Annotated in this window: 20 protein-coding genes and 1 pseudogene; 9 read left to right on the forward strand and 12 right to left on the reverse strand. The window is 72.5% G+C overall.

Translation table 11 applies throughout. The features are described 5' to 3' along the window. Nucleotides 1-10 precede the first annotated feature (10 nt). The 3 genes and pseudogenes from OG470_RS29020 to OG470_RS37395 form a co-directional block, all read right to left on the reverse strand. Nucleotides 11-658, reverse strand: coding sequence for a hypothetical protein (locus OG470_RS29020; protein WP_328417336.1), 648 nt, complete (start codon nt 656-658; stop codon nt 11-13). Between the two features lie 124 nt (nt 659-782). Next, nucleotides 783-1,472, reverse strand: coding sequence for a S1 family peptidase (locus OG470_RS37390; RefSeq protein ID WP_386991544.1), 690 nt, complete (start codon nt 1,470-1,472; stop codon nt 783-785). An 18-nt stretch (nt 1,473-1,490) separates the two neighbouring features. Beyond that, a pseudogene (locus OG470_RS37395) lies at nt 1,491-1,898 on the reverse strand (snapalysin family zinc-dependent metalloprotease); the annotation flags it as partial. Nucleotides 1,899-2,242: 344 nt separating this feature from the next. On the opposite strand from OG470_RS37395, the gene OG470_RS29030 reads away from it, so the two are divergent. The 8 genes from OG470_RS29030 to OG470_RS29065 all read left to right on the forward strand — a co-directional run bounded on the left by OG470_RS29030 (nt 2,243) and on the right by OG470_RS29065 (nt 10,199). Beyond that, nucleotides 2,243-2,821 carry an AMIN-like domain-containing (lipo)protein gene (locus OG470_RS29030; protein WP_328417340.1) on the forward strand — a complete coding sequence of 193 codons (579 nt, stop codon included), beginning with the start codon at nt 2,243-2,245 and terminating at the stop codon, nt 2,819-2,821. Nucleotides 2,822-2,910: 89 nt separating this feature from the next. Further along, complete coding sequence (locus OG470_RS29035) at nt 2,911-3,591, forward strand: response regulator transcription factor (protein ID WP_328417342.1); 681 nt, start codon at nt 2,911-2,913, stop codon at nt 3,589-3,591. Between the two features lie 13 nt (nt 3,592-3,604). Beyond that, nucleotides 3,605-5,104 (forward strand): HAMP domain-containing sensor histidine kinase, encoded by a 1,500-nt coding sequence (locus OG470_RS29040; protein ID WP_328417344.1) that lies wholly within the window; start codon nt 3,605-3,607, stop codon nt 5,102-5,104. Continuing rightward, a complete protein-coding gene (locus tag OG470_RS29045; protein WP_328417346.1) occupies nt 5,101-6,012 on the forward strand; it encodes a Gmad2 immunoglobulin-like domain-containing protein in 912 nt (303 codons plus the stop codon). Before OG470_RS29040 ends, OG470_RS29045 begins: the two co-directional genes overlap by 4 nt. A 53-nt stretch (nt 6,013-6,065) precedes the next feature. Then, the gene (locus OG470_RS29050) at nt 6,066-7,010 is read left to right on the forward strand and encodes an inositol-3-phosphate synthase (RefSeq protein ID WP_328417348.1); all 945 of its coding nucleotides are present in this window, start codon (nt 6,066-6,068) and stop codon (nt 7,008-7,010) included. A gap of 133 nt (nt 7,011-7,143) precedes the next feature. Beyond that, nucleotides 7,144-7,773, forward strand: a complete 630-nt coding sequence (locus OG470_RS29055; protein ID WP_328417350.1) for a TetR/AcrR family transcriptional regulator — start codon at nt 7,144-7,146, stop codon at nt 7,771-7,773. Nucleotides 7,774-7,808: 35 nt separating this feature from the next. Beyond that, nucleotides 7,809-9,302, forward strand: coding sequence for an MFS transporter (locus tag OG470_RS29060; RefSeq protein ID WP_328417352.1), 1,494 nt, complete (start codon nt 7,809-7,811; stop codon nt 9,300-9,302). A 105-nt stretch (nt 9,303-9,407) separates the two neighbouring features. Beyond that, nucleotides 9,408-10,199: a maleylpyruvate isomerase family mycothiol-dependent enzyme gene (locus OG470_RS29065; protein WP_328417354.1), complete on the forward strand. Its 792-nt coding sequence runs from the start codon at nt 9,408-9,410 to the stop codon at nt 10,197-10,199. A 51-nt stretch (nt 10,200-10,250) separates the two neighbouring features. Here the strand turns inward: OG470_RS29065 and OG470_RS29070 are convergent, their stop codons facing one another. Then, on the reverse strand, nt 10,251-11,450 hold the full coding sequence (locus OG470_RS29070) for an RtcB family protein (RefSeq protein WP_328417356.1): 1,200 nt from the start codon (nt 11,448-11,450) through the stop codon (nt 10,251-10,253). A gap of 381 nt (nt 11,451-11,831) precedes the next feature. Beyond that, nucleotides 11,832-13,832 carry a translation factor GTPase family protein gene (locus OG470_RS29075; RefSeq protein ID WP_328417358.1) on the reverse strand — a complete coding sequence of 667 codons (2,001 nt, stop codon included), beginning with the start codon at nt 13,830-13,832 and terminating at the stop codon, nt 11,832-11,834. Nucleotides 13,833-14,031: 199 nt separating this feature from the next. Between OG470_RS29075 and OG470_RS29080 the strand changes: the two genes are divergently transcribed. Further along, entirely contained in the window at nt 14,032-14,991 is a 960-nt protein-coding gene (locus OG470_RS29080; protein WP_328417360.1) for a helix-turn-helix transcriptional regulator, read from the forward strand. Here the strand turns inward: OG470_RS29080 and OG470_RS29085 are convergent. The 7 genes from OG470_RS29085 to OG470_RS29115 all read right to left on the reverse strand — a co-directional run bounded on the left by OG470_RS29085 (nt 14,979) and on the right by OG470_RS29115 (nt 22,759). Beyond that, entirely contained in the window at nt 14,979-15,440 is a 462-nt protein-coding gene (locus OG470_RS29085) for a hypothetical protein (protein ID WP_328417362.1), read from the reverse strand. The genes OG470_RS29080 and OG470_RS29085 overlap by 13 nt on opposite strands. A gap of 24 nt (nt 15,441-15,464) precedes the next feature. After that, nucleotides 15,465-16,772 carry an RICIN domain-containing protein gene (locus OG470_RS29090; RefSeq protein WP_328417364.1) on the reverse strand — a complete coding sequence of 436 codons (1,308 nt, stop codon included), beginning with the start codon at nt 16,770-16,772 and terminating at the stop codon, nt 15,465-15,467. A 211-nt stretch (nt 16,773-16,983) separates the two neighbouring features. Continuing rightward, the gene (locus OG470_RS29095) at nt 16,984-17,490 is read right to left on the reverse strand and encodes a DinB family protein (RefSeq protein ID WP_328417365.1); all 507 of its coding nucleotides are present in this window, start codon (nt 17,488-17,490) and stop codon (nt 16,984-16,986) included. Nucleotides 17,491-17,540: 50 nt separating this feature from the next. Further along, a complete protein-coding gene (locus OG470_RS29100; protein ID WP_328417366.1) occupies nt 17,541-18,359 on the reverse strand; it encodes a M15 family metallopeptidase in 819 nt (272 codons plus the stop codon). Nucleotides 18,360-18,389: 30 nt separating this feature from the next. After that, on the reverse strand, nt 18,390-19,415 hold the full coding sequence (locus OG470_RS29105; RefSeq protein ID WP_328417368.1) for an acetylxylan esterase: 1,026 nt from the start codon (nt 19,413-19,415) through the stop codon (nt 18,390-18,392). A gap of 7 nt (nt 19,416-19,422) precedes the next feature. Continuing rightward, nucleotides 19,423-21,798 (reverse strand): beta-glucosidase, encoded by a 2,376-nt coding sequence (locus OG470_RS29110; protein WP_328417370.1) that lies wholly within the window; start codon nt 21,796-21,798, stop codon nt 19,423-19,425. A 97-nt stretch (nt 21,799-21,895) separates the two neighbouring features. Beyond that, nucleotides 21,896-22,759 (reverse strand): carbohydrate ABC transporter permease, encoded by an 864-nt coding sequence (locus OG470_RS29115; RefSeq protein WP_386990882.1) that lies wholly within the window; start codon nt 22,757-22,759, stop codon nt 21,896-21,898. Nucleotides 22,760-22,761: the final 2 nt, after the last annotated feature.

The following is a 22,761-nucleotide window of genomic DNA, read 5'->3' on the forward strand; positions in this document are numbered from 1 at the left end:
CCCACCACCCTCAGGGTCGGCGGCCGCGATCCTGATCGAGCCGCTCGTCCAGCCGACCCAGTTCGTAGATGGCGTTGAGGTTGGTCGGCAGCCGGCTGATGTTGTCCGGCACCGGGCCGGGATCCGGCGCGGAAGCCGGCGTCGGGGCCGGTGCCGGAGCGCCGGCGACGCCCGGGGTGCCAGCGGTGCGCCGGCGAAGCAGGAGCATCAACGCCAGCACCGCGAGGACACCCGCGACCAGGAAGTAGTACGCGGGCACCAGCGGCCAGCCGCCCCTGGTCGGGGAGGCGAGCGTCGGCGGGGCGGCGCCCTCACCGTTCGGCAGTGGCACCGCGGCCGCACGGTCGCCCCGACCGCCGGAGGTGCGGTCGGGCGCGGCGGACGCCCCGGGTGGCCGGGAACCGGCCGACGACCCGGCGGGCGTGAGGGCCGGGGCGGGCACCGCCGGGACCGACGGGTCGGCGGCCGGCGGCGGGCTCGGCGTGGGTCTGGGCGTCGGCGACGTACTCGGGGTGCTGCTGCCGCCGCCGAGCAGGTCGTCGACGATCTTCCCGACGCCACCGAGGAGTTCACTGACCGGGCCGGGGGTGGCCGAGGGCGACGGCGACGGCGTGGGCGTCAGGGCGAGGGTCAGCATTAGCGCGACGACGGCAGGCATGGGTCCACCTCGGATGGGTCGATGTGCCCAGGCACGGTACCGCAGCGCGTGACGCGCGGGTGACCCGACGTCGCAGGGCGGAGGACGTGTGTCGCGCGTCCTCCGCCCGAAGTGTCCGAACTGGTCAGACGAGCAGCCCCCCGACCTGAGTGTTGATCCAGGACCGGATGGACGGCAGGTCCACGTAGATGGACGGGCCGGTCGCGCAGGTGGAGTTGTTGTTGCCGGCGCGGCTGGTCGCGCCGATCAGATTCCACACCCCGTTGACCCGGCGCACCTGCGGACCACCGGAGTCGCCGTAGCAGGCGCCGGAGGTGCCGTTGGTGTTGTTGGTGCAGATCTCGTACGGGCCGTTGATGCCGGAGCACCGACTGTCGGCCACGATGGACGTGTCCAGCTCGTTGGCCACCGCCGGGGCAGACCCGCAGCCCGGGCGAGCGCAGGTCTGGCCCCAGCCGATGATCCGGGTGGCGGTGCCGACCGCGCCGGAGGTGGTGGGGATCGGAGCCGGCGCGTAGCTGACCGAGCTGGCCAGTTGCAGCAGCTTGACGTCGACGCTCGGGTGGTTGACCGCGCGGGTCACCCGGACCACGGTCCCGCCGCTGGTGCGGTTGACGCTGCCCACCCGGACCGAGGACGGCGTCGAGCAGTGCTTGGCGGTCACCGCCCAGTTGGCCTTGATCAGCGTTCCGGTGCAGCCGGAGACGTACACCATGAACGGGTAGTTCTCGGTGGCCGGCCGGCCGCCGACCACAGTCGGCCCGATGTCCGAGGCGCCACTCCAGGTGTACGTCGTGCTGGCCGGCGGGGCCAGGGTGCCGGCGAACAGCGAGTTCACCCGGGACGCCTTAGCCGTGCTGGGGTTCGCGTTGCGGCAGGAGACCGGGGCGCTGCTGCCGGACATCAGGTCGGAGCAGAGGCCGGTGCGCCGGTCGGGCAGGCCCAGGATGTGGCCGAGCTCGTGGGCGGCGATCCGGTTGCGGTCGTAGCCCTGGTTGACGGCCGTGCGGCCCATCCAGATCCGTCCCGAGCCGAGGCCGGTCGGTTGCGCCCGGGGCCAGCCGTCGTCGACGTAGATGGTGATGCTGGCCGGGGTGCCGGGCTGGAGCCGGACGGTGCTGACCCGGCTGTTCCAGATCTGCGCCGCCTGGTCGAAGTTGGTGCGGAACTCGCCGGTCCGGCTCGCGTCGTAGTAGACGGTCCGTACGGCGGCAGCCGGTGCGCCGGTGGTGAGCTGCACCCCGGCTGCCGCCAGGGTCGCCACCAGCACGGCCAGCGCCGTACGCAGCAGTTGTCGTCGGAACATCACGCACTCCCCTGCGGTCGTCCGGCGACCACCGGCCGCCGGTCATCGATGCAGGTCGATGTTAAAGCGATGGCGGTCGATGTACGGCATAGCGGAAGCGTCATACCGCTTCCGCGCGAGCGCCGTGACTGAGGGCGGGCCGGTCACCGTCAGCTGCTGTTACGTGGCTGTTACGCCGCAGCGAAGTGGCCGTGCCGGTACCGGAGCACGGTCGCATCGGAGGGTCACCGGCATCGCCGCCGCGACGTGGCCCCCGACCATCGGACGGAGGCACCACGATGAGGATCAGGAGCGCACTGACGGCGCTGGCGGTCGTGCTCGCCGGGCTGGTCGCCGGCGCGGGCAGCGGCGCCACGGCGAGCACCACCATGGCGGCGACCGGATCGCCGTACTGCGGGATCACCTGGGGCAGCGCGGACAAGACGGCCGGCGCGCTGAGCAGCTCCCCGCTGATCGAGGTACGGACCGGCCGGCACGACTGCTACGACCGGGTGGTGTTCGAGTTCGCCGGCCCGGTGAACGGCTACTCGGTCGGCTACGGCGAGACGTGGACCGAGGGCGAGGGGCTGGCACTGTCGCCGTACACGGCTGGAGGCGCCCTGCTGCGGGTCTCGCTGCGGGCACCGGCGTACGACGAGGCCCACCTGGGCACCGTGCCGTACCGGGTCGGTGAGCACGCCGCGAACCTGCTGCGTTACCCGACGCTGCGCGACGTCGTCTTCGGCGGCAGCTTCGAGGGCTACACCACCTTCGCCGTCGGCGTGCGGGCCCGACTGCCGTTCCGCACGTTCGTGCTGGCCGGCCCCGGCGGGCACAGCCGGATCGTGCTCGACGTGGCGCACCAGTGGCAGGAGTGACCGGCACGGTGTCGGGGGTCCGGCCGGGCCCCCGACACCGACCGTTCCGCCAGGGCTGCGCACCGTCGCGGCGGGTCTACCCTCAGGTGGTGGAGGGCCGCGTGCTGGTGGTCGAGGACGATGCCTCCATCCGGGAGGTCACCGCCCTCGGTCTGCGCCGCGCCGGCTTCCGGGTCGACACCGCCGTCGACGGGCGGCAGGCCCTGGCGGCGTGGCGGGCCCACCCGGTCGACCTGATCGTCCTCGACGTCATGCTGCCCGGCCTGGACGGCCTGGAGGTCTGCCGGGAGATCCGGCGCACCAGCCAGGTGCCGATCCTGATGCTGACCGCGCGCACCGACACGCTCGACGTGGTGGTCGGGTTGGAGTGCGGTGCGGACGACTACCTGCGCAAACCGTTCGACCTGCCCGAGCTGGTGGCCCGGGTCCGCTCGGTGCTGCGTCGGGCCAGCGCGCCGGTCGCCTCCAGCACCATCGAGGTCGGCAGCCTCCAGATCGACCCGGGCAGCTTCGTGGTGCGACGGGACGGCCGGGAGGTGACGCTGACCGCCACCGAGTTCCGCCTGCTGCTGGAGCTGGCCCGCCGGCCAGGCCAGGTCTTCACCCGGGAGCTGTTGCTGGACCTGGTCTGGAACCACAGCTTCCTGGGCGACTCGCGGCTGGTCGACGTGGCGGTGCAGCGGCTGCGCGCCAAGGTCGAGGACGATCCGGCGCACCCACGGCTGGTCCGCACCGTGCGCGGTGCCGGCTACAAGCTGTCCACGGGCTGACGGGAGGTCGGCGATGGCCGGACGCGCGGTGCCCCCGGGCCGCCTGCGGCGCCGGCTGACGATCGCGTTCGTGCTGGTCGCCGGGGTCTCCGCCGGGCTGCTGGCCGGTGGGGCGGGTCTGCTGCTGCGGCAGTCCTGGTTGGACGCCTCGCTGCACCAGGCCGCCGCCGACGCCCGCTACCAACTCGTCCTCGCCGGGCAGTTCCTGCCGCTGACCGACCAGCGCAGCACCGAGCTGCTCACCAGCTTCGAAGGCAGCGGCCGGCATGTGGTGCTCGTCGACGGCCCGGCCCGACCCTCGCACTCGGCGTACGCCCCGACCCTGGGCACCCGGCTGCGAGCCACCGTCGCGGACGGACAGCTCGGCTACCAACGGTCCGCCCCGGCGGAGCGGCCCCGGCTGCTGGTGGTCGGCGGACGCATCCCCGGCTCGACCGCCGAGCTGTACGTGATCACGGTCGAGGACGACATCGCCGCCGACCTGGGTCAGCTGCGCAACGCGTTGCTGGCCGGCTGGGTGCTCGTGGTGCTGCTTGCCGCCGGGGTGGGGCACGCCCTGGCCCGTCGAACGCTGGAGCCGGTGAGCCGGGCCAGTCGGGCAGCCCGTGCACTCACCGAGGGTCTGCTCGCCACCCGCCTGCCGGTGCGCGGGCGGGACGAGTTCAGCGACTGGGCGGCGTCGTTCAACGAGATGGCCGAGGCACTGGAGTCGAAGATCGCCGCGCTGTCGGCGGCGCAGGCCCGGGAGCTGCGGTTCACCGCCGACGTCGCGCACGAGCTGCGCACCCCGGTGACCGCACTGGTGGCCGCGGCCTCGCTGCTGCGGGAGCACCTCGACCAACTGCCGGACGACGCCCGGCCGGCCGCACGGCTGTTGGTCGGCGACGTGGTCCGGCTGCGCCGGCTGGTCGAGGACCTGATGGAGATCTCCCGGCTGGACGCCGGGCGGGAGCGGCCAAGCGTCGAGCCGGTCGACGCGCCGGCGCTGCTGCGCGCGATCATCGGGGCGCGCGGCTGGTCGGAGCGGGTGGTGGTCACGGCCGACCCGGTCGCGCTACACACCGACCCGCGCCGGCTGGAGCGGGTGCTGGCCAACCTGGTCGCCAACGCGGTCGAGCACGGCGACGGCGAGATCCGGGCCACCGTGGCCGGGGCGGGCCCACTGGTCATCTTCGAGGTCACCGACCAGGGGCCGGGCATCCCGGCCGAGCACCTGCCACGCCTGTTCGACCGGTTCCACAAGGTCGACCCGTCCCGCTCGGCTCCGGGCAGTGGGCTGGGGCTGGCCATCGCCCGGGAACACGCGGCCCTGCTCGACGGGGTGCTGAGTGTGCGCAGCGAACCGGGCGCCGGCACCCGGTTCCGGCTGGAGCTGCCGGCCCGCGGGCCCCACCTCGGCGACTCCGGGAGGCGGCCCGCCGTCGCGCAGGCCGACGAGCGGTCCAGAGGCCACGCCGACGAGCACGCCGAGGGCGGGCGCACGGCGGGCACAGCTGCGGGCGGTGCGGGATGAGCCGGCGCCGTGCGGCCGCGGTGACCGCACCGGTGCTCATCGCCGCGCTGCTCCTCGGCGCGTGCGGCACCCCCCGCTCCGGTGATCTCGGCCCGGCGCCCACTGCGGCACCGTCGAGTGCGGCACCCACCGGGTCCCCGGGGGACCCGACGCCCACCCCACCGGCGGAACCGCCACCGTCACCCACCAGCGGTCCATCCCGCCCGCCGCCACCGGCCAGCACCGGCACGCGCCAGCCGGCCACGGTGACCATCGAGCTGTGGTACGTCCGGTCCGGGCAGCTCGTCCCGACCCGGCGGACCCGACCGGCCACCGTCGCGACGTCCCGACTGGCGCTGACCGAGCTGGCCGCCGGGCCCACGCCGGCGGAGGCCGCCACCGGGCTGACCACCCTGCTCCCGGCCGGCGTCGAGGTCACCCGGATCACCGACGGCGTGGCGACGCTGCGGCCCGTCCCGTCCGCCGACGACCCGGCGGGGCGCCGGCGGCTGCGCGAGGCGCAGGTGGTGTGGACGCTCACCCAGTTCCCCACCGTGCGGCAGGTCCGCTTCGGCGACGGGCCCCTGGTGGACCGTTCCGACTACTCGGGCCTGCTGCCGCCGATCGTGGTCACCGGACCGAGCGTCGGCGAACGGGTCGGCGCCCCACTCACCGTCACCGGCACCGCCGACGTGTTCGAGGCCACGGTCAGCGTCCGGGTCCTGGACGCCGCCGGCCGGGAGGTTGCCGCCGGCTTCGGCACCGCCAGCTGCGGCAGCGGCTGCCGGGGCGCGTACCGCGTGGTGGTCGGCTGGCACACGGCCCGTGAGCAGCGCGGCACCATCGAGGTGTACGAGGTGTCCGCGCGCGACGGCTCACGGATCAACACGGTGGCCGTGCCGGTGATCCTCGCGCCCGCCGGGACCTGAGCCCGCACCGCCACGACCCCTCGCCCACGAACCGGTGAAGTACCGTCGCGTTCATGATCAAACGGGTGAGGGTCGCGGTGGCGGGTGTTGGTAACAACACGTCAGCGTTGGTGCAGGGAATTTCCTTCTATCGACAGACCGGCAGTCTGGTTGGTATCCGCCGGCCGGTCATCGATGGCCTCGGCGTGGACGACATCGACTTCGTCGCCGCTTTCGCCATGTCCGAGGACAAGGTTGGCAAAGATCTGACCGAGGCGATCTTCCTGCCACCGAACAACTTTCCCCGTCTCGCGGCCGACCTGCCGCCGTCGGGTGTCCCGGTGACCAGGGGCCTGGTCGACGCCAGCGAGGTCGATCGTGTGGCGGCGGCGTTGACCGGCGCTGAGGTGCTGCTGTACTCGGCACCCAGCGGCCGCCCGGATACGGCCAGGGCCTACGCCGAGGCCGCCTGCCGGGCAGGCGTCGCCTTCATCAACACCACATCCGACGCGATCGGCCGCGATCCACTCTGGATCGATCGTTTCGAGGCGGCGGGCCTGCCGTTGCTCGGTGACGATCTGGCCAGCCAGTTCGGCACGTCGGTGGTGCACAACGCGCTGCTGCGGTTGCTGGAGGAGCGGGGTCTCACCCTGGCCAGTTCCTATCAGGTCAACCTGGGCGGTACCGAGGACTTCCGCAACCTGGCCGAGAACTCCAACACCAAGAAGCAGTCCAAGCTCAACGCCCTGTCGGCGGCGAACAAGGTGGAGATGGCCCCATTCGGGTATCTTTCGCAGCTGAAGTCGGAGAAGGTGGCACACCTCAGCATTGAGGCGCAGGGGTGGGGTGAGACTGCGGTGAGCCTTGACGTGAAGCTGAAGGTGCACGACCCGAGTGGCGCTGCCGGCGTCAACATCGATCTGATTCGCATCGCGGCGAGCGCGCTTCGCGATGGGCGTGGTGGTTATGCCGCCGAGGCGTCGCCCCTACTCAAGTCCCCGCCGGGCACGGCGATCTGACACGGACACCTGCCGGACACCGGGCGGAAACGTAATCGTTTCGTCAGCCCGGTGCGACGCAGCTCATAAAACGCTGCACGATCACCCAACCGCGAACTAGGGTCAGTACGACATCGTTTCGCGGGGGGTCGGAATGCTTGGCGGTCAGCAGGTGGGCGCGGGTGCCGGGGTGCCGGCTGCCCGGGGCGCCCGATGCTCCGACAGCGACCTGTTCGCCGTGGTCATCGAGGTGCTGCGCCAGGTCGGCTTCGACCGGTTGACCATCGACGCCATCGCCGCCCGCGCCCACGTCAGCAAGGCCACCATCTACCGGCGCTGGGACGGCAAGACCGAACTGGTCGTCGCCGCCCTGCGCCACCGGCAGGTGGGCGTACACAACCCGCCCGACACCGGCTCACTGCGCGGCGACCTGATCGAGTTGCTGCGCGCCACGGCAGCTGTCTGCGCGGCCGACTGCGACCTGATGCAGGCGTTGGCCTTCGCCATGCGGACCAATCCCGAGCTGGAACGCCTGGTGCGCCACCAGGTGCTGCCCGCCGGGCGGGTGGCCAGCACGGCCATCCTGGTCCGCGCCGCCGCCCGGGGCGAAATCCCGCCCGAGGCCGGTGAACGGGAGCTGTTCCACGAGCTGGCGCCCGCGCTCTCCATGTCCCGCATCGTCGCGTCCGGCCTACCCGCCGATGACGCGTTCCTCACCCAGGTCGTCGACCAGGTGCTGATTCCGGTGCTCCGCTACCAGCCCGACCGCCCGTCTCAGGCCTGATCCACACCAGCAACATGCACACGGAAGGCTTCACCATGCCCGGAACCACCTCGACCGCCCCCGGTGCGCCCGGTGCCGGGACGTCGACAGGCGCGCCGCACCCGAAGCGCTGGATCGCGCTGGCGATCATCGCGATCTCGCAGCTGATGGTGGTCCTGGACGCCACCATCGTGAACATCGCGCTCCCGCAGGCCCAGGCCGACCTCGGCATCAGCGACGCGAACCGGCAGTGGGTGGTCACGGCCTACACGCTGGCGTTCGGCGGCCTGCTACTGCTCGGCGGCCGGATCGCCGACTACTGGGGCCGCAAGCGGACCTTCCTGGTCGGCATGACCGGCTTCGCGCTGGCCTCCGCGCTGGGCGGTCTGGCCACCACCGGCGGGATGCTCTTCGCCGCCCGCGCGTTGCAGGGCGCCTTCGGCGCGCTGCTCGCCCCGGCCGCGCTGGCTCTGCTCACCGTCCTGTTCACCGAGGCCACGGAGCGCGCCAAGGCGTTCGCGGTGTACGGCGCGATCGCCGGCGGTGGGTCCGCGGTCGGCCTGCTGCTCGGTGGGGTGCTCACCGAGTACGCCGACTGGCGCTGGTGCCTGCTGGTCAACATCCCGGTCGCCGCGGTCGCCATCGCCTTCGCCCTACCTCTGGTGCCGGAGAGCCGGGCGCACGGCAACACCCGCTATGACGTGCCCGGCGCGGTCGTCGTCACCGCCGGCCTGGTCTCCCTGGTGTACGGCTTCACCAAGGCCGCCGAGGACGGCTGGGACGCCGCCGCGACGCTCGGTTTCATCGCCGCCGGTGTGGCGCTGCTCGCCGCCTTCGTGGTGATCGAACTGCGCTCCAACCACCCGCTGCTGCCGATGCGGATCATCCTGGACCGCAACCGGGGCGGTGCGTACCTCGCCTCGACGCTTATCGGTGCCGGCCTGTTCGGCGCGTTCCTCTTCCTGACCTTCTACTTCCAGGTGGTGCTCCAGTACAAGCCGCTGGAGGCCGGGCTCGCCTCGCTGCCGGTCACCGCCGGCGTGCTGATCGCGGCGGGTGGGGCCAGCCAGTTGATGCCACGGGTGGGTGCCAAGCCGCTGATGGTCGGCGGTGCCGTGCTCGCCGCCGCGGCCATGCTGCTGCTGACCCAGATCGACGTGGACACCTCGTTCCTCACCCACCTGCTGCCCGCCCAGGTCATCCTCGGCATGGGCCTCGGGTTCACGTTCGTGCCGCTGTCCAGCCTCGCCCTGGTCGGGGTGCCGGAGCACGACGCCGGCGCGGCCAGCGCGACGCTCAACGCCACCCAGCAGATCGGCGGCTCGCTGGGCACCGCACTGCTGAACACCATGTACACCAGCGCGGTCACCGCGTACCTGGCCTCCCGGGTACCGGATCCAGCCAACCAGATCAAGGCGCTGGTACACGGCTACAGCGTGGCGTTCGCCTGGGGCGCGGCGCTGATCGTGCTCGCCGGACTGGCCACCGTGATCCTGGTCAAGGTGCGCAAGGAGGACGTCCCGACCGGTACCACCGTGCACATGGGCTGAGCCGACCGCCGCCGCCGGCCGGCCCGCTCCGACCCGGAGTGGGACCGGCCGGCGGCGGCGTCCGGTAGCGTCCCGACCATCACCGAAAATCCGTTGAGGAGACAAATGTCCACGGCTGCCGACCAGATCATCAACGCTCTGCGCGCGGGCCACGAGGAGCTCGCCACGCTCGTCCGGGACCTCAAGGAAGACGACCTGCTGCTGCCGTCGGGAGCCAGCGAGTGGCAGGTGTCCCAGGTGCTCAGCCACCTGGGCAGCGGCGCGGAGATCAACCTCGCGACGCTGACCGCGGCTCGCACCGGCGCACCCGGCCCGGACGGCGACTTCAACCGCGGCGTCTGGCAGCGCTGGGACGCGATGGCCCCGGCCGAACACGCCGCCGGGTTCCTCGCCGCCAACGAACGCCTCGTCGGGGCGTACGAGGCGCTGGACGCCGAGAGCCGAGCCTCGCTGCGGATCGACCTCGGCTTCCTGCCGGACCCGGTCGACGTCGCCACCGCGGGCCGGTTCCGGCTCAGCGAGTTCGCCCTGCACCAGTGGGACGTCGAGGTGGCGTTCAACCCGTTCGCGGCGGTGACGCCGGAGGCGGTGCCGCTGCTGCTCGACCAGGTCGGCGGCATGCTGGCGTGGACCAGCCGGCCACAGGAGCTGGCCGGCCGGGAGGCCACGCTGCTGGTACGACTGCAGGAGCCCGAGCAGACGTACGGGCTGCGGCTGGGCGAGCGGATCGAGCTGACCGACGCGCCGCGGCAGCCGGACGGCGAGCTGACCGCCCCGGCCGAAGCGTGGCTGCGGTTGGCCACCGGGCGGCTGGGTTCCCAGCACACCCCGGACGGGGTGCGGGTGGCCGGCCCGGTGAGCCTGGACGACCTGCGCCGGGTCTTCGCCGGCTTCTGAGGAGTTGCCGCGCGGGCCGGTCATCCCGGCCCGCGCGGCCCGTCGGCACGGTCAGCCCTTCACGCAGACCACCTGCTTGAGGTGCGCCACCACCTGCACCAGGTCCTCCTGCTGGGCCATCACCTCAGTGATGTCCTTGTACGCGCCGGGGATCTCGTCGACCACCCCGGCGTCCTTCCGGCACTCCACGCCAGCGGTCTGCGTGGCCAGATCCGTGGTGCTGAAGGTGCGCTTGGCCTGCGCCCGTGACATCCGCCGCCCAGCCCCGTGCGAGGCCGAGCAGTACGCGTCCGGGTTCCCCCGACCCCGCACGATGTACGACCCGGTGCCCATCGACCCGGGGATGATGCCCAGGTCGCCCCGGCCGGCCCGGATCGCGCCCTTGCGGGTGACCAGCACGTCCACGCCGTCGTAGCTCTCCTCCGAGACGTAGTTGTGGTGACATGAGATGGGCTCGTCGTAACCGACCTGCGGGAAGTGCTCGCGCACCACGCCGCAGAGCAGGGCCAGCATGACCGCCCGGTTGCGCCGCGCGTACTCCTGCGCCCACCACAGGTCGCGCCGGTAGGCGTCCATCTCCGGCGTACCGGTGAGGAACACCGCAAGGTCCCGGTCGGGCAGGTCGACGTTGTGCGGCAGCCGTCGCGCCACCCCGATGTGCCGCTCGGCCAGCTCCTTGCCGATGTTGCGCGATCCGGAGTGCAGCATCAGCCACACCCGTCCCTCGTCGGCACCACCCTGCTCCAGGCAGACCTCGATGAAGTGGTTACCCCCGCCGAGGGTGCCGAGCTGCCGCTGGGCCCGGGTCTCCAGCTGCGCCACCCGCCGGTCCAGCCCGGCGAACCGGCCCCAGAAGTCGTCCCAGCCGGCCTGCTCCAGACCACGCACCCGGCGCGGGTCGACCGCCTTGTCCCGCTGGGCGAAGCCGACCGGGATGGTGGCCTCGATCGCGGAGCGCAGCCCGGCCAGGTCGTCCGGCAGGTCGGCGGCGGTCAGCGAGGTACGGACCGCCGACATGCCGCAGCCGATGTCCACGCCGACGGCGGCCGGCGAGACGGCCTGCCGCATGGCGATGACCGAGCCGACGGTGGCGCCCTTGCCGAAGTGCACGTCCGGCATCACCGCGACGCCCTGCACCCAGGGCAGCGCGCCGATGTTGCGCAGCTGCCGGGCGGCCTGCGGCTCGATGGCGTACGGGTCGGTCCAGACCCGGACCGGTGCCCGGGTGCCGGCGAGGGGGGTGAATCCCATGGCGGTCTCCTTGTGTCGTGCCGGCACCAGCATCGCGCGGGGTGACCGGAAATGATTGCGCGCCAGGCGGCCGGGCGCGGAAGCTCGTCGGATATGAAAAGGCCGCCCGACCCTCAATGGGTGGGCGGCGGCGTCTGACGCGCTGGCGTCAGGGGTGACGCCGCCCCAACTGCCGGCCCTGACCGGGCTGGCCGAGACACCGGTACCGCGCGCCCGAGGGCAACCCGGCACCGGCACCTGGCGTGCGCCAGGTGGCTTTGGTGCGGATGCGCTGCGACACGGCGTACTCCCCGGGCTCTGATCGGTTGACCTTGCGCCGATGACGCTAGGCGGGCCGGGACCGGTCCGCAATGGATATTGCGGCAGGCCCGGCCGCGCCCGCTACCGGCCGCCGACGACCCGGCGGGCGACCGCCAGCAGGTACTCCTTGCGGTCCAGCGGGTTGTGATCCCAGCGGAGCCGGGTGGGAGCCGGGCCGCGCACCGGCCGGTACCGATCGAACGCGGTCTCCAACACGCCCTCGCCCCGGGTCAGCGCCGGAAGCCGGCGCTCCAGCGCGTGTACCCGGCCCGCCGGGATCTCCCCCTCCACCAGGTACGACGTGCCCTGGCCGGTGGTGTTGGTCGGCACCGCGTCCAGCCGGGCCAGCGCGGGAAGCAGGGTGCCGAGGATGTCGCCCGGCGCCTCCAGCCGGAATCGGTGCACCGGCTCGTGGACCCGGGTGCCGGCCCGGGTGAGCGCGGCCATCAACACCAGCGGGGTGAGGTTGCGGAAGTCCCCCGCCGTGCTGGACATGCTCTTGTCGAAGGTGCCGTGGGAGTGGCTCTGCCGGGCCCAGTAGCCGGCGTGGGTCATCGTCACCTCGCAGTCGGGGACCTGCCAGCCGTGCGGCCCCTGACGCAGCGTCCGGTGCACGGTCTCCTCGACGGCGGCGAAGAAGGCCGGCGGCATCGATCCCAGCTCGACGCTGAGCCGGAAGCTCACCCCGGCCCCGGCCGGTGCGGGGGCCACCCGCAACCCGACGGTGGCCAGGAACGGGTTGGGCGCCACGGCGATCACCTCGACCGCCGCGCCGACGCCGCACACCCGCTCCACGTGCACCGTGCTGCTCTCCCGGAAGGTCACCGCCACTCCGAAGTCGTCGGCCAGGGTGGCCTGGATGACCTCCTTCTGCACCTCGCCGTAGAGCGAGAGGGTCATCTCGTGCTGCCGGTCGTCCTGCCGCAGGTTGATCAGTGGATCCTGCTCGGCGAGCTGGCTCAGCGCGGCGTGTGCCGCGACCCGGTCGGCGGGCCGGGCCGGGACCACGACGGTCTCCAGAGTCGGCGGCGCGAAGTGCCGGTCCCCGTCGGCGCGTTCGTGGAGTACGCCGACCGGGTCGCCGATCCGCGCTTCGGTCAGGCCCCACAGCCGGGCGATGTGGCCCGCGCCGACCGACGACGCCGCGACGTCGGCGCCGTCGGCGACGACGCGTACGGCGGTGACCAGGGCCGCACCGGCCGCGCCGACGCGGATCCGATCACGCACCCGGATCGTGCCGGCGAAGAGCCGGACCAGGGCGATCTTCTCCCCCGCCGGGCCGCGCTCGATGGCGAAGACGGTGCCGGAGACCGGGGCGTCGGCGTCGCCCCGAACCGTGGGCAACAGCTCGGTGATGCCGGCTATCAGCGCGTCCACCCCGGCGCCGGTGATCGCCGAGCCGGCGAACACCGGATGGACCAGCGCCCGGCCGGTCCAGACCGCCAGCGCCCGGCGCAGCCGGGGGTACGGCAGTGCCGAGGTGTCCGCCACCCAGTCGGCGAGCAGCGCGTCGTCCTGCCCGGCGAGCAGGTCGAGCAGCCGGTCGGTGAACGTGTCGTCGGCCGGGCCGTACGGCGTGCAGTGGGCGTCCCGGGTGCCGGGCGCCGCCACCGAAGCCATCGCCACCACGGACGGGGTCAGCCTCTCCGCGACGGCCCGCAGCACCCGATCGGGGTCGGCCCCGGCCCGGTCGACCTTGTTCACGAAGATCAGCGTCGGGATGCGCAGCCGGCGCAGGGTGCGCATCAGCACGCGGGTCTGCGGCTGGACCCCCTCCACCGCGGAGATCACCAGTACCGCGCCGTCGAGCACGCCGAGCACCCGTTCGACCTCGGCGATGAAGTCCGGGTGCCCGGGGGTGTCGATCAGGTTGACGGTCACGTCGTCCACCACGAAGGAGACGACGGCGGAGCGGATGGTGATGCCGCGTTGTCGTTCCAACGCCAGGGAGTCGGTGCGGGTGCTGCCCGCGTCGACGCTGCCGATCTCGTCGAGCACACCGACGTCGTGCAGCAGTCGCTCGGTCAGGCTGGTCTTACCGGCATCGACGTGCGCCAGGATGCCGAGGTTGAGGGTTTTCACGCAGCGTCATGTCCTTCGGGTCGGTGACAGGTCCCTTCTGGTCGGACATCGGCGCAGCACGCATTACTACCTCCTGAAGGTTGGTGGCGGTTTCGGGTAGTTCAGCAGGCGGTCGCGGCGCCGGGCAACCGATTAACCGCGCGCCTGCGGGCGACATTGCGGAACATGGGCTTCCGCAATAACTGGCAGACTCGCGGACATGGTGGAGACCTCCGTGCGGCTGCTGCGCCTGCTCGCCCTGTTGCAGGGCCACCGCGACTGGTCGGGCACGGAGCTGGCCGACCGGCTGGCGGTCAGCACCCGCACCGTACGCACCGACGTCGAACGACTGCGGGTGCTCGGCTACCGGATCGAGTCACGCCCCGGGGTCGCTGGCGGCTACCGCCTCGGCGCCGGGTCCGCCCTGCCGCCACTGCTGCTCGACGACGACGAGGCGGTGGCGGTGGCCGTCGGCCTGCGGGCGGCCGCGTCCGGCTCGGTGCGCGGTATCGAGGAGACCTCGCTGCGCGCGCTGGCCAAGCTGGAGCAGGCGCTGCCGTCGCGGTTGCGGCACCGGGTGGACGCCCTGCGCGCGGCGACGGTCTCCGCCGCCGCCGGCGGCCCGACCGTGGACGCCGAGACGCTCACCGCCGTCTCCACGGCCGTGCACCGCCAGGAGCGGCTGCGCTTCGACTACGCCGGGCACGACGGCACGGCCACCGTCCGGGACGTCGAGCCGTACCGGCTGGTCTACACCGGGCGACGCTGGTACCTGCTGGGCTGGGACACCGACCGGGCCGACTGGCGGACCTTCCGCGCCGACCGGATCCAGCCCCGGGTGCCGGGCGGTCCGCGCTTCACGCCCCGGGAGCCGCCGGGTGGCGACGCAGTCGCGCACGTGCTGCGCGGCGTCGGCTCCACGGCGTGGCCGCACCCGGCGCGGGTACGCCTGCACGCGCCGGCCGATCGGATGGCGCAGCGGATCCCCAGCACGGCGGGCCTGCTGGAGGCGATCGACGAGCACAGCTGCCTGCTGCACACCGGCGGGGAGTCGCTGAGCAACCTGGCCGCCTTCCTCGGCACCCTTGAGGTGGACCTCGACGTGCTCGACCCACCGGAGCTGCGCGACGTGCTGCGCGGCGTGGCCGCCCGGCTCGGCCGCGCCGCTCAGGTGTCGTAGCAGCCGTCCCAGGGCGGGTCGAAACCGAGGTCGTCGGGGACGAACTCGGCGTGGTCCTTGCCGTCGTAGTCCGCGGTTCCGTCGACCAGCCCGAAGACGTGCCCGTCGACCTCGACCTGGAAGAGCTTGATGGCGATGTCGTCGAAGACCCGGCCGGGCAGCGCGTCGAGCCACTCGACGAGCCGGGCCTCGGCCCGGTCGACGGAGGCCTGCTCGTCCTCGCTGGTGCCGGCGAACCAGATGTCCGAGTCGGTGTGCGCGCCGTCGGGGTCGAACCGGTGCAGCACGGCATACCACCGCTTGTGGCGGTACCAGTCGTCCTCGGCGCCGCTGCCGTCCTCCAGGGTGGCCGTGACGGAGCCGAAGAACTGACCCTTGTCGTACCGACCGATGAAGCGGGTGCGGTAGTCGGGCTCGTACGCGATCGGTACGCGGTCGGGAATCGCCATGGCGGGCACGTTACTGCGCCGGGTCTATGGCTGCGGCACCAGCCGGAAGGACTGCGCGGCGGTGCCGTTGCAGGCGTACTGGATGAGCTGGACGCTGTCCGCGGTGGACGCGCCCGGCACGTCGAGGCACTTGCCGCTGTTGCGGTTGACCAGGCGGTAGTAGCCGCCACCCTCCGACTCCGCCCGCCACTGCTGGTTGTTGCCACCGCTGTAGGACCAGAGCTGGATGGGTGCCGAGTCGGCGGTCGACACGTTGGTCACGTCGAGCACCTGAGCGCTGTTGTTGCGGTTGTTGACCCGCAGGTAGCCGCCGCTGGTCGGAGCGAACTGGTACTGCTGGGCGGTGCTGTTGTTGCAGGCGTACTGCTGGATGGCGGTGCCGTTGGTGCTGGCGGCGGCCCGCGCGTCCACGCACTTGCCGCTGGCCCGGTTGACCACGGTGTGCCAGGCCGTCGGCGAGATGGGGCCGGTCGGCGTGGGCGTCGGGGTGGGCCCGGTGCCGGCACCGGCGAGCCAGTGCAGACCGTCGATCAGCAGCCGGTTCTGTGGCTCACTGTCGAAGGTGGACGACAGCCCGGTGTTGGTGTTGTAGTCCATGGCGTTGTGGCCGAAGTTGGCGTAGAGCATCTTGTACCGCTTGTTGCTCCACACCAGCGGGTAGTAGCCGCTGTACCAGGACTGGTTGGGGTCGGTGCCGACCGGAAAGCTGGACGGGTCGATCGACGCGAGGATGTCGATGTCCGGGTTCTGCCGCAGGTCGTTGCTCCAGGAGTACCACTCGCTGATCGACGACGGGAAGGTCGCGGGGAGCTGCCGGGTGGCCGGGTGGGTGCGGTTGTCGGCGCGCAGGGTGACCCGGGTGGGTCCCCACGTGTTCGACTGGAACGCGCCGGTGCCGAGGAAGGTGTTGTAGTACCAGCTCCAGCTCGACGGGTTGGTGTTGAAGGCGGTGACGTGGAAGCCCAGCCACGCGCCGCCGTTCTGCATGTACTGCTGGAACGCGGCACGTTGCGCGGTGGGTGGCGCGTCGTCCAGGAACATGATGACCTTGTACTGCGCCAGGTTGGCGGTGTTCAGCAGGCCCCAGTTGGTGGTCGCCTCCCAGGAGAAGCCGTACTGGGCGGCCGCCTGCGGGAACCAGGCCCGGGCATCCCGGACGAAGTCGATGTGCGCGGCGTCCCAGGTGCCGTTGTAGAAGGCCAGGACCTTGAACGTCGGAGCGGCCTGCGCGGTACGCGAGGCGTTGACGGCGAGGCCGACGCTGAGCGCGACGACGAAGGCGACCAGCAGCGAGATGATCCGCCTGGTACGGGAGGAGAGTTCTGCGATCACCTGATCGTCCCTTCGGTGGTGGCCTGGGGACGCGCGCCGACGCGTCGACGTGAACCATCTGTATACAAGGTTTACAGATCGATGAAAGGTTATGCGTTCCGCTGCTCGACGTCAAACACCCCTGCGACTGTTGGTAGGCGTCGTTGGCCTGGTGTTGTTGCCATTCGCGGTGAATGCCGCGAATGACAGCCCGCGCGCCGTGGACGGGGGGTCAGACGCCGACGGTGCCGTCGATGCCCTCGCGCAGGAAGTCGGCGTGCCCGTTGTGCCGGGCGTACTCGTGGATCAGGTGCAGCATCACCAGCCGCAGCGACACGTCCTCGCCGGAGCGGGCGTTGTGGCCGGTCACGTCGAGCGACGGCGCGGCCCGCTCGATGCGGCGGGCGTGCTCGACCTCGCGCTGCCAGGCGTCGAACGCCTCGGCGCGGGTGGCGGAGCTGGCGTCGTACGCCTGCTGGTAGTCGCCGGTCGCCGACCAGACCAGCCCGACGTCCTCGCCGTCGATCACCCGCCGGAACCAGGCGCGTTCCACCTCGGCCAGGTGCCGGACCAGGCCGAGCAGGGACAGCGAGGAGGGCGGCATCGACTGCCGGCGCAGTTCCTCGTCGGAGAGGCCGTCGCACTTCAGGGCGAGCGTCGCGCGGTGGAAGTCGAGGAAGGCGCGCAGCGTCTCCCGCTCCCCACCGGTCACCGGGGGGCCGATCCGTTCGGTGGTCACGGCGTCGATCATGCCGGACGGCGTCGGCGGCGTCGGTGCCGGCCGGGTTGTCAGCCGACCGAGGAGCGGGCCACCGGCGCGGTGAAGTAGGTGTCCGGGTACGGCTCGTCGCGGAAGCTGTAGTGCCACCACTCGCGGTCGTAGTTCACGAACCCGCCGTCGGTCATCAACCGCTGCAACAACCGCCGGTTGTCCCGGGCCGTGCCGGTGATCCCGGGGTCGGCCGTGTGCGCCCGGGGGTCGAAGCAGTCGAAGCCGGTGCCCATGTCGATGCTGATGTCGGCGAAGCGCTGCCCGCGCGGCGCGGTACAGGCCACCAGCGGCTGACCCGACGCGTACGGGGGCTGGCTGGCGGCCGGCTCGTCGACCAGGGTCAGGTCAAGGGTGCTGCCCCTGCTGTGCGCCGTGGGCGCCCCGATGTAACCGTCGGCGAAGAGTCGGCCCTTCGCCACGTCCGGATAGAACTCGGCTTTCGTCTGTTGCTCGCCGGGGCGCTTCGCCCAGGCGACGAAGTCGTCCACCGCCGGCTGCGGGCGGTAGCAGTCGTACACCTTGAGGCTGTGCCCGCCGGCCAGCGCGGCATCCTGCACCCGGCGCAGCGCCTCGGCCGCCTGCCGGGTGAGCAGACACAGCGGCTCCTGGTAGGCGGTGATCGGCCGGCCGACGAAGTTGTGCGCGGTGGCGTACCGGATGTCGGCGTGGATGCGCGGGTCGAGGTCGGTCAGCACCACGAACCCCGGCAGGCGGGCCGCGGCGGACGGGCCCGGGCTCACCGACGTCGACCCCGCACCCGTCGGCGCCGGGCGGGGCTCCGGCCGCGAGCAGCCGCCGAGCAGCACGACCAGCGCGAGCACGGCGCCGCCGCCCACTCGCCCTGACCTGCGCACCCGTCCTGTCTATCAGCCCGACCGGAGCTCCGCTCCGGATCGCCGTCCGACCGCCGGCCGAATCGGCTCGGCACCCTCGGCCAGGTGCTCGCCGAGGAAGCGCAGCGCCGCCTCGTCGTCGTCGATCCCGCCGGCCTCGTGGCCGTTGTACCGCCACACCGACAGCTCGGTCGGCCCGGCGTGGGCGTTGACGGCCGCGTAGACCGTCGACGGGGGCACGATGTCGTCCATCAACGCCACCGAGTACCGCGTCGGCCGGCGGCAGCGCCGGGCGAAGTTCACCCCGTCGACGTACGCCAGGGTGGCCAGCACCCGCTCCTCGGCGTCCCGGTGGATCGCCAGGTAGTCCCGGATCTCCCGGTACGGGCGGGCGTCGGTGGCGACGATCGCGCGCGGGATGTCGCAGAGGAACGGCACGAGGGCGACCACCGCCCGTACGCCGGGTGCCAGTGCGCCGGCCGCGAGCGCCAGCCCGCCGCCCTGGCTGTGACCGAGCACCGCCACCCGGGTCGGATCGACCACCGGCAGGGTCCGGACGGCGTCCACCGCCCGGACCGCATCGGTGATCAGTCGGCGGTAGTAGTAGGTGCGCGGGTCGGCGATACCCCGGGTGGTCACCCCGGGCGCCTCCGGGCCGGCGGCACCGGGATCCGGGGTGGCTCCCCGGCTCCAGCCCGAACCCTGCCCCCGGGTGTCCATCTGCAGGTGCACGAACCCGGCCGCCGCCCAGAGCAGGTTCTCCAGCGGGTGCCCACGACCGCCGCCGTAGCCGGCGTACTGGACCACGGTCGGCAGCGCCATGCCGGCTCCGTGGGGCACCCGCAGCCAGCCCCGCACGGGTTGGCCGGCGAAGCCCGGGAACGTCACGTCGAACACGTCGATGCTGACCAGCCCGGTCGTCACCGGCTCGACCCGGACCGGCCAGCGGGCGTCCCGGGCCTCCGCCAGGGTGCCGGCCCAGAACTGGTCGAAGTCCGCCGGTTCCCGGACCGCGCTGCGGTAGCCGTGCAGCTGCTCCTCGGGCAGGTCGGTGTACACGTCGCGCTCAGTCGGTCGGGTGGGCCGTGAACACGGGGTGCATCCGCCGGGTGTGGTCCACCTGCCGTACCGGCCCGGTCAGCTCGACGGTCGCCACCAGCCGCGGTTGCGTGCTGGACGAGGCGAGCCGCAACTCCAGCTCCCCCGGCTCGACCACCCGCCGCCCGTCCCGCCCGGTGAACGAGAGCAGGTCGGCCGGCACGGTCACCTCGATCCGGCGACTGGCGCCGGCCTCCAGCGGCACCCGTAGGTAGCCGATCAACCGCTGCACCGGCTGCACCACCGAGGCCACCGGGTCGTGCGCGTAGAGCTGCACCACCTCGCTGCCCCACCGGGTGCCGCTGTTACGCAGCGTGAAGGCCAGCAGCAGCTCCCCGTCGGTCTCCGCCGTCGCCTGTTCGACCGTCAGCTCCGACCAGTCGAATCGGGTGTAGCTGAGCCCGTGCCCGAAGCCGTACGCGGGCGTGGGGTCGATGTTGGAGACGTCGCTGGCCTGGCCCAGCCGGGCGGCGAGGTAGGTGGTCGGCTGGCCACCCGGGCTGCGCGGCACACTGACCGGCAGCCGACCCTGCGGCTCGACCCGCCCGCTGAGCAGACCGGCGATCGCCGACGGCCCCTCCTCGCCCGGGAAGAACGACTGCACGATGGCCGCCGCCTCGTCGACCGCCCGGCCGAGCGCGTACGGCCGGCCGGCGATCAGCGTGACCACCACCGGGACGCCGACCTCCAGCAGCGCGTCCAGCAGCTGCTGCTGCACCCCGGGCAGGGCCAGCGACTCCGCGTCGCAGCCCTCACCGCTGGTGCCCCGGCCGAACAACCCGGCCCGGTCACCCAGGGCCGCGATGACGACGTCCGCGCCCCGGGCCGCCTCGACCGCCGGGGCGAACCCACCGGTCTCCGGGCCGTCGACGCTCGCGCCGGGCACGACCACGACCTCGCTTCCTGGAAACTCGGCGCGCAGCGCCTGCACGAGGGTGGGCAGCTCGATCCCGAGCGGCAGCTCCGGGTGGTGGGATCCGACGTGAACCGGGAACGAGTAGCAGCCCAGCACCGCCGTCGGGTTCTCGGCCTGCGGGCCGACCACCGCGATCCGCGCCGGCCTGGCCAGCGGCAGGACACCGTCGTTGCGCAGCAGGACGACGGCCTGTTCGGCCACCTCGCGGGCGAGTTCCCGGTTGGCGGGTGGGTCCAGGTCGATGGTGCCCCGCACCGCCTCCGGGTCGGTGAGGTCGACGCCGGCGAGCGCCACCGGCACCGGGTCCCACCCGTCGTCGAGGAGCCCGAGCTGGGCCTTCTGCAGCAGCACCCGCCGCACCGCCCGGTCGATCAGCGCCTCGGCCACCTGCCCGGCGGCGAGGGCCTCGTGCAGCGGCTCACCGAAGGTCTTCACGGTGGGCAACTCCACGTCCACCCCGGCGGCGAGGGCCACCCCGGCCGCCTCGCCCCAGCTTCCGGCGACCCCGTGCAAGGTGCGCAGGAAGGCGATGCCGAAGTAGTCGGCCACCACCGTGCCGGTGAACCCCCAGGTCTCCCGGAGCAGGCCCGTGAGCAGTTCCTCGTCGGCCGCCGACGGCATCCCGTCGGTGTCGGTGTAGGCGTGCATCACCGACCGCGCGCCGCTCTCCCGGACCGCCATCTCGAACGGCGGCAGCATCACGTCCGCCCGCTCCCGCGGGCCCATGCCGACCGGTGCCAGGTTGCGCCCGGCGCGAGAGGCGGAGTAACCGACGAAGTGCTTGAGCGTGGCCACCACACCCGTCGACTCCAACCCCTGGATGTACGCGGTGGCGAGCGTCCCCACCAGGTACGGGTCCTCGCCCATGGTCTCCTCGACCCGCCCCCAGCGGGCGTCGCGGACCACGTCGAGCACCGGTGCGAGCCCCTGGTGCACGCCGAGGCGGCGCAGGTCCGCGCCGATCAGGCCGGCCATCCGCCGGATCAGTGCCGGGTCGAAGGTGGCGCCCCAGGACAACGGCACCGGGTACGCGGTCGCACCCCAGGTGGCGAAGCCGGCCAGGCACTCCTCGTGGGCGAGGGCCGGGATGCCGAAACGGTTCGCGGCGGTGATCCGCTGCTGGGTCCGCAGCAGGGAGAGCGCGCCGAGCGCCGGGTCGACCGGAGCGGTGCCGAACGGCCGGGTCAGCTGCCCGAGCCCGGTGTGCAGCAGCTCGTCGAGGTCGACCGGCTCCTCCATTTCGTGCTGGTGGGGCGCGACCTCACCGCCGTCGGCGGAGGCGCCCACCCAGACGCCGTACAGCTGGGCGATCTTCTCCGGCAGGGTCATCGCGGCGACGAGGGCGTCGACGCGGGTAGGCGGGTCGTAGGAGGGATCGTTCCAGATGGTGGTGCTCGGTTCGGTGTCCACGGTCACGTTGTCGGTCACTTTCCTCCGACGCCCATCGACCCCCGTAGGAGGGACCGCTGGGCGAACAGGTAGACGGTTATGCGGTGTTTCGCGTCTCTGCGCGTACCGGTGCTGCTCAGCCCTTCACCGCACCCTGCAGGCCACCGACGATCTGCTTCTCGGCGAAGGTGAAGAAGAGAAGTGCCGGCAGCATCGCCAGCGAGGTGAACGCGAGGATTCCCGCGGTGTCGGAGGTGTACTGGCTGGAGAAGTTCTGCACGCCCAGCGGCAGGGTGTGCAGGTCGGCGTCGCCGAGCACGAGCAGCGGCAGGAGGAAGGCGTTCCAGCTCGCCACGAACGCGAGGACCCCGACGGTGACCAGCGCGGGCCGGGACAGCGGCAGCATGACCCGCCAGAGGAAACCGAGCCGGCCGGCGCCGTCGATCGCCGCTGCGTCCTCCAACTCGCGGGGTACGGCGGCCAGGAACGGACGCAGGATCACGATCGTGAGCGGCAGCGAGAAGGCGACCTGCGGGAGGATCACCGCGTAGTAGGAGTTGATCAGGTTGAGGTCACGCAGCATCAGGTAGAGCGGCAGGATCGCCGCCCCGGCCGGGAAGAGCAGACCGAGGGTGAAGAAGGTGTAGAGCGTCTCCCGACCGCGGAAGCTGTAGCGGGCGAGCACGAACGCGGCGCAGACGCCGAGCAGCACGACGGCGAGCGTCGTGCCCAGGGCGATCACCGCGCTGTTGAGCGCCTGCTGCCAGAAGTCGACCCGCGTCAAGACCCTGGCGTAGTTGTCCCACACCCACGGGTCGGGCAGCCCGGCCGGGTCCGCGATGATCTGCGGGGTGGTTCGGAAGCCGCCGACGATCACGTAGACCACCGGGGCGATGGAGACGGCGGCGATCGCGAGGGCCAGCCCGTAGGTCAGCGGACTGCCCCACGAGAACGGACGGCGGTGCGGCGACGAGGGGGACGTCAGCGCGTTCTCGACCACGG

The sequence above is a fragment of the Micromonospora sp. NBC_00389 genome, from assembly GCF_036059255.1.
GTDB lineage: Bacteria > Actinomycetota > Actinomycetes > Mycobacteriales > Micromonosporaceae > Micromonospora.

Excerpts from the sequence above, each read along its gene's own strand:
- OG470_RS29020 (WP_328417336.1), bottom strand. The coding sequence starts at position 658 with ATGCCTGCCGTCGTCGCGCTAATGCTGACCCTCGCCCTGACGCCCACG.
- OG470_RS29030 (WP_328417340.1), top strand. The coding sequence starts at position 2,243 with ATGAGGATCAGGAGCGCACTGACGGCGCTGGCGGTCGTGCTCGCCGGG.
- OG470_RS29040 (WP_328417344.1), top strand. The coding sequence starts at position 3,605 with ATGGCCGGACGCGCGGTGCCCCCGGGCCGCCTGCGGCGCCGGCTGACG.
- OG470_RS29045 (WP_328417346.1), top strand. The coding sequence starts at position 5,101 with ATGAGCCGGCGCCGTGCGGCCGCGGTGACCGCACCGGTGCTCATCGCC.
- OG470_RS29050 (WP_328417348.1), top strand. The coding sequence starts at position 6,066 with ATGATCAAACGGGTGAGGGTCGCGGTGGCGGGTGTTGGTAACAACACG.
- OG470_RS29055 (WP_328417350.1), top strand. The coding sequence starts at position 7,144 with ATGCTTGGCGGTCAGCAGGTGGGCGCGGGTGCCGGGGTGCCGGCTGCC.
- OG470_RS29060 (WP_328417352.1), top strand. The coding sequence starts at position 7,809 with ATGCCCGGAACCACCTCGACCGCCCCCGGTGCGCCCGGTGCCGGGACG.
- OG470_RS29065 (WP_328417354.1), top strand. The coding sequence starts at position 9,408 with ATGTCCACGGCTGCCGACCAGATCATCAACGCTCTGCGCGCGGGCCAC.
- OG470_RS29070 (WP_328417356.1), bottom strand. The coding sequence starts at position 11,450 with ATGGGATTCACCCCCCTCGCCGGCACCCGGGCACCGGTCCGGGTCTGG.
- OG470_RS29080 (WP_328417360.1), top strand. The coding sequence starts at position 14,032 with ATGGTGGAGACCTCCGTGCGGCTGCTGCGCCTGCTCGCCCTGTTGCAG.
- OG470_RS29085 (WP_328417362.1), bottom strand. The coding sequence starts at position 15,440 with ATGGCGATTCCCGACCGCGTACCGATCGCGTACGAGCCCGACTACCGC.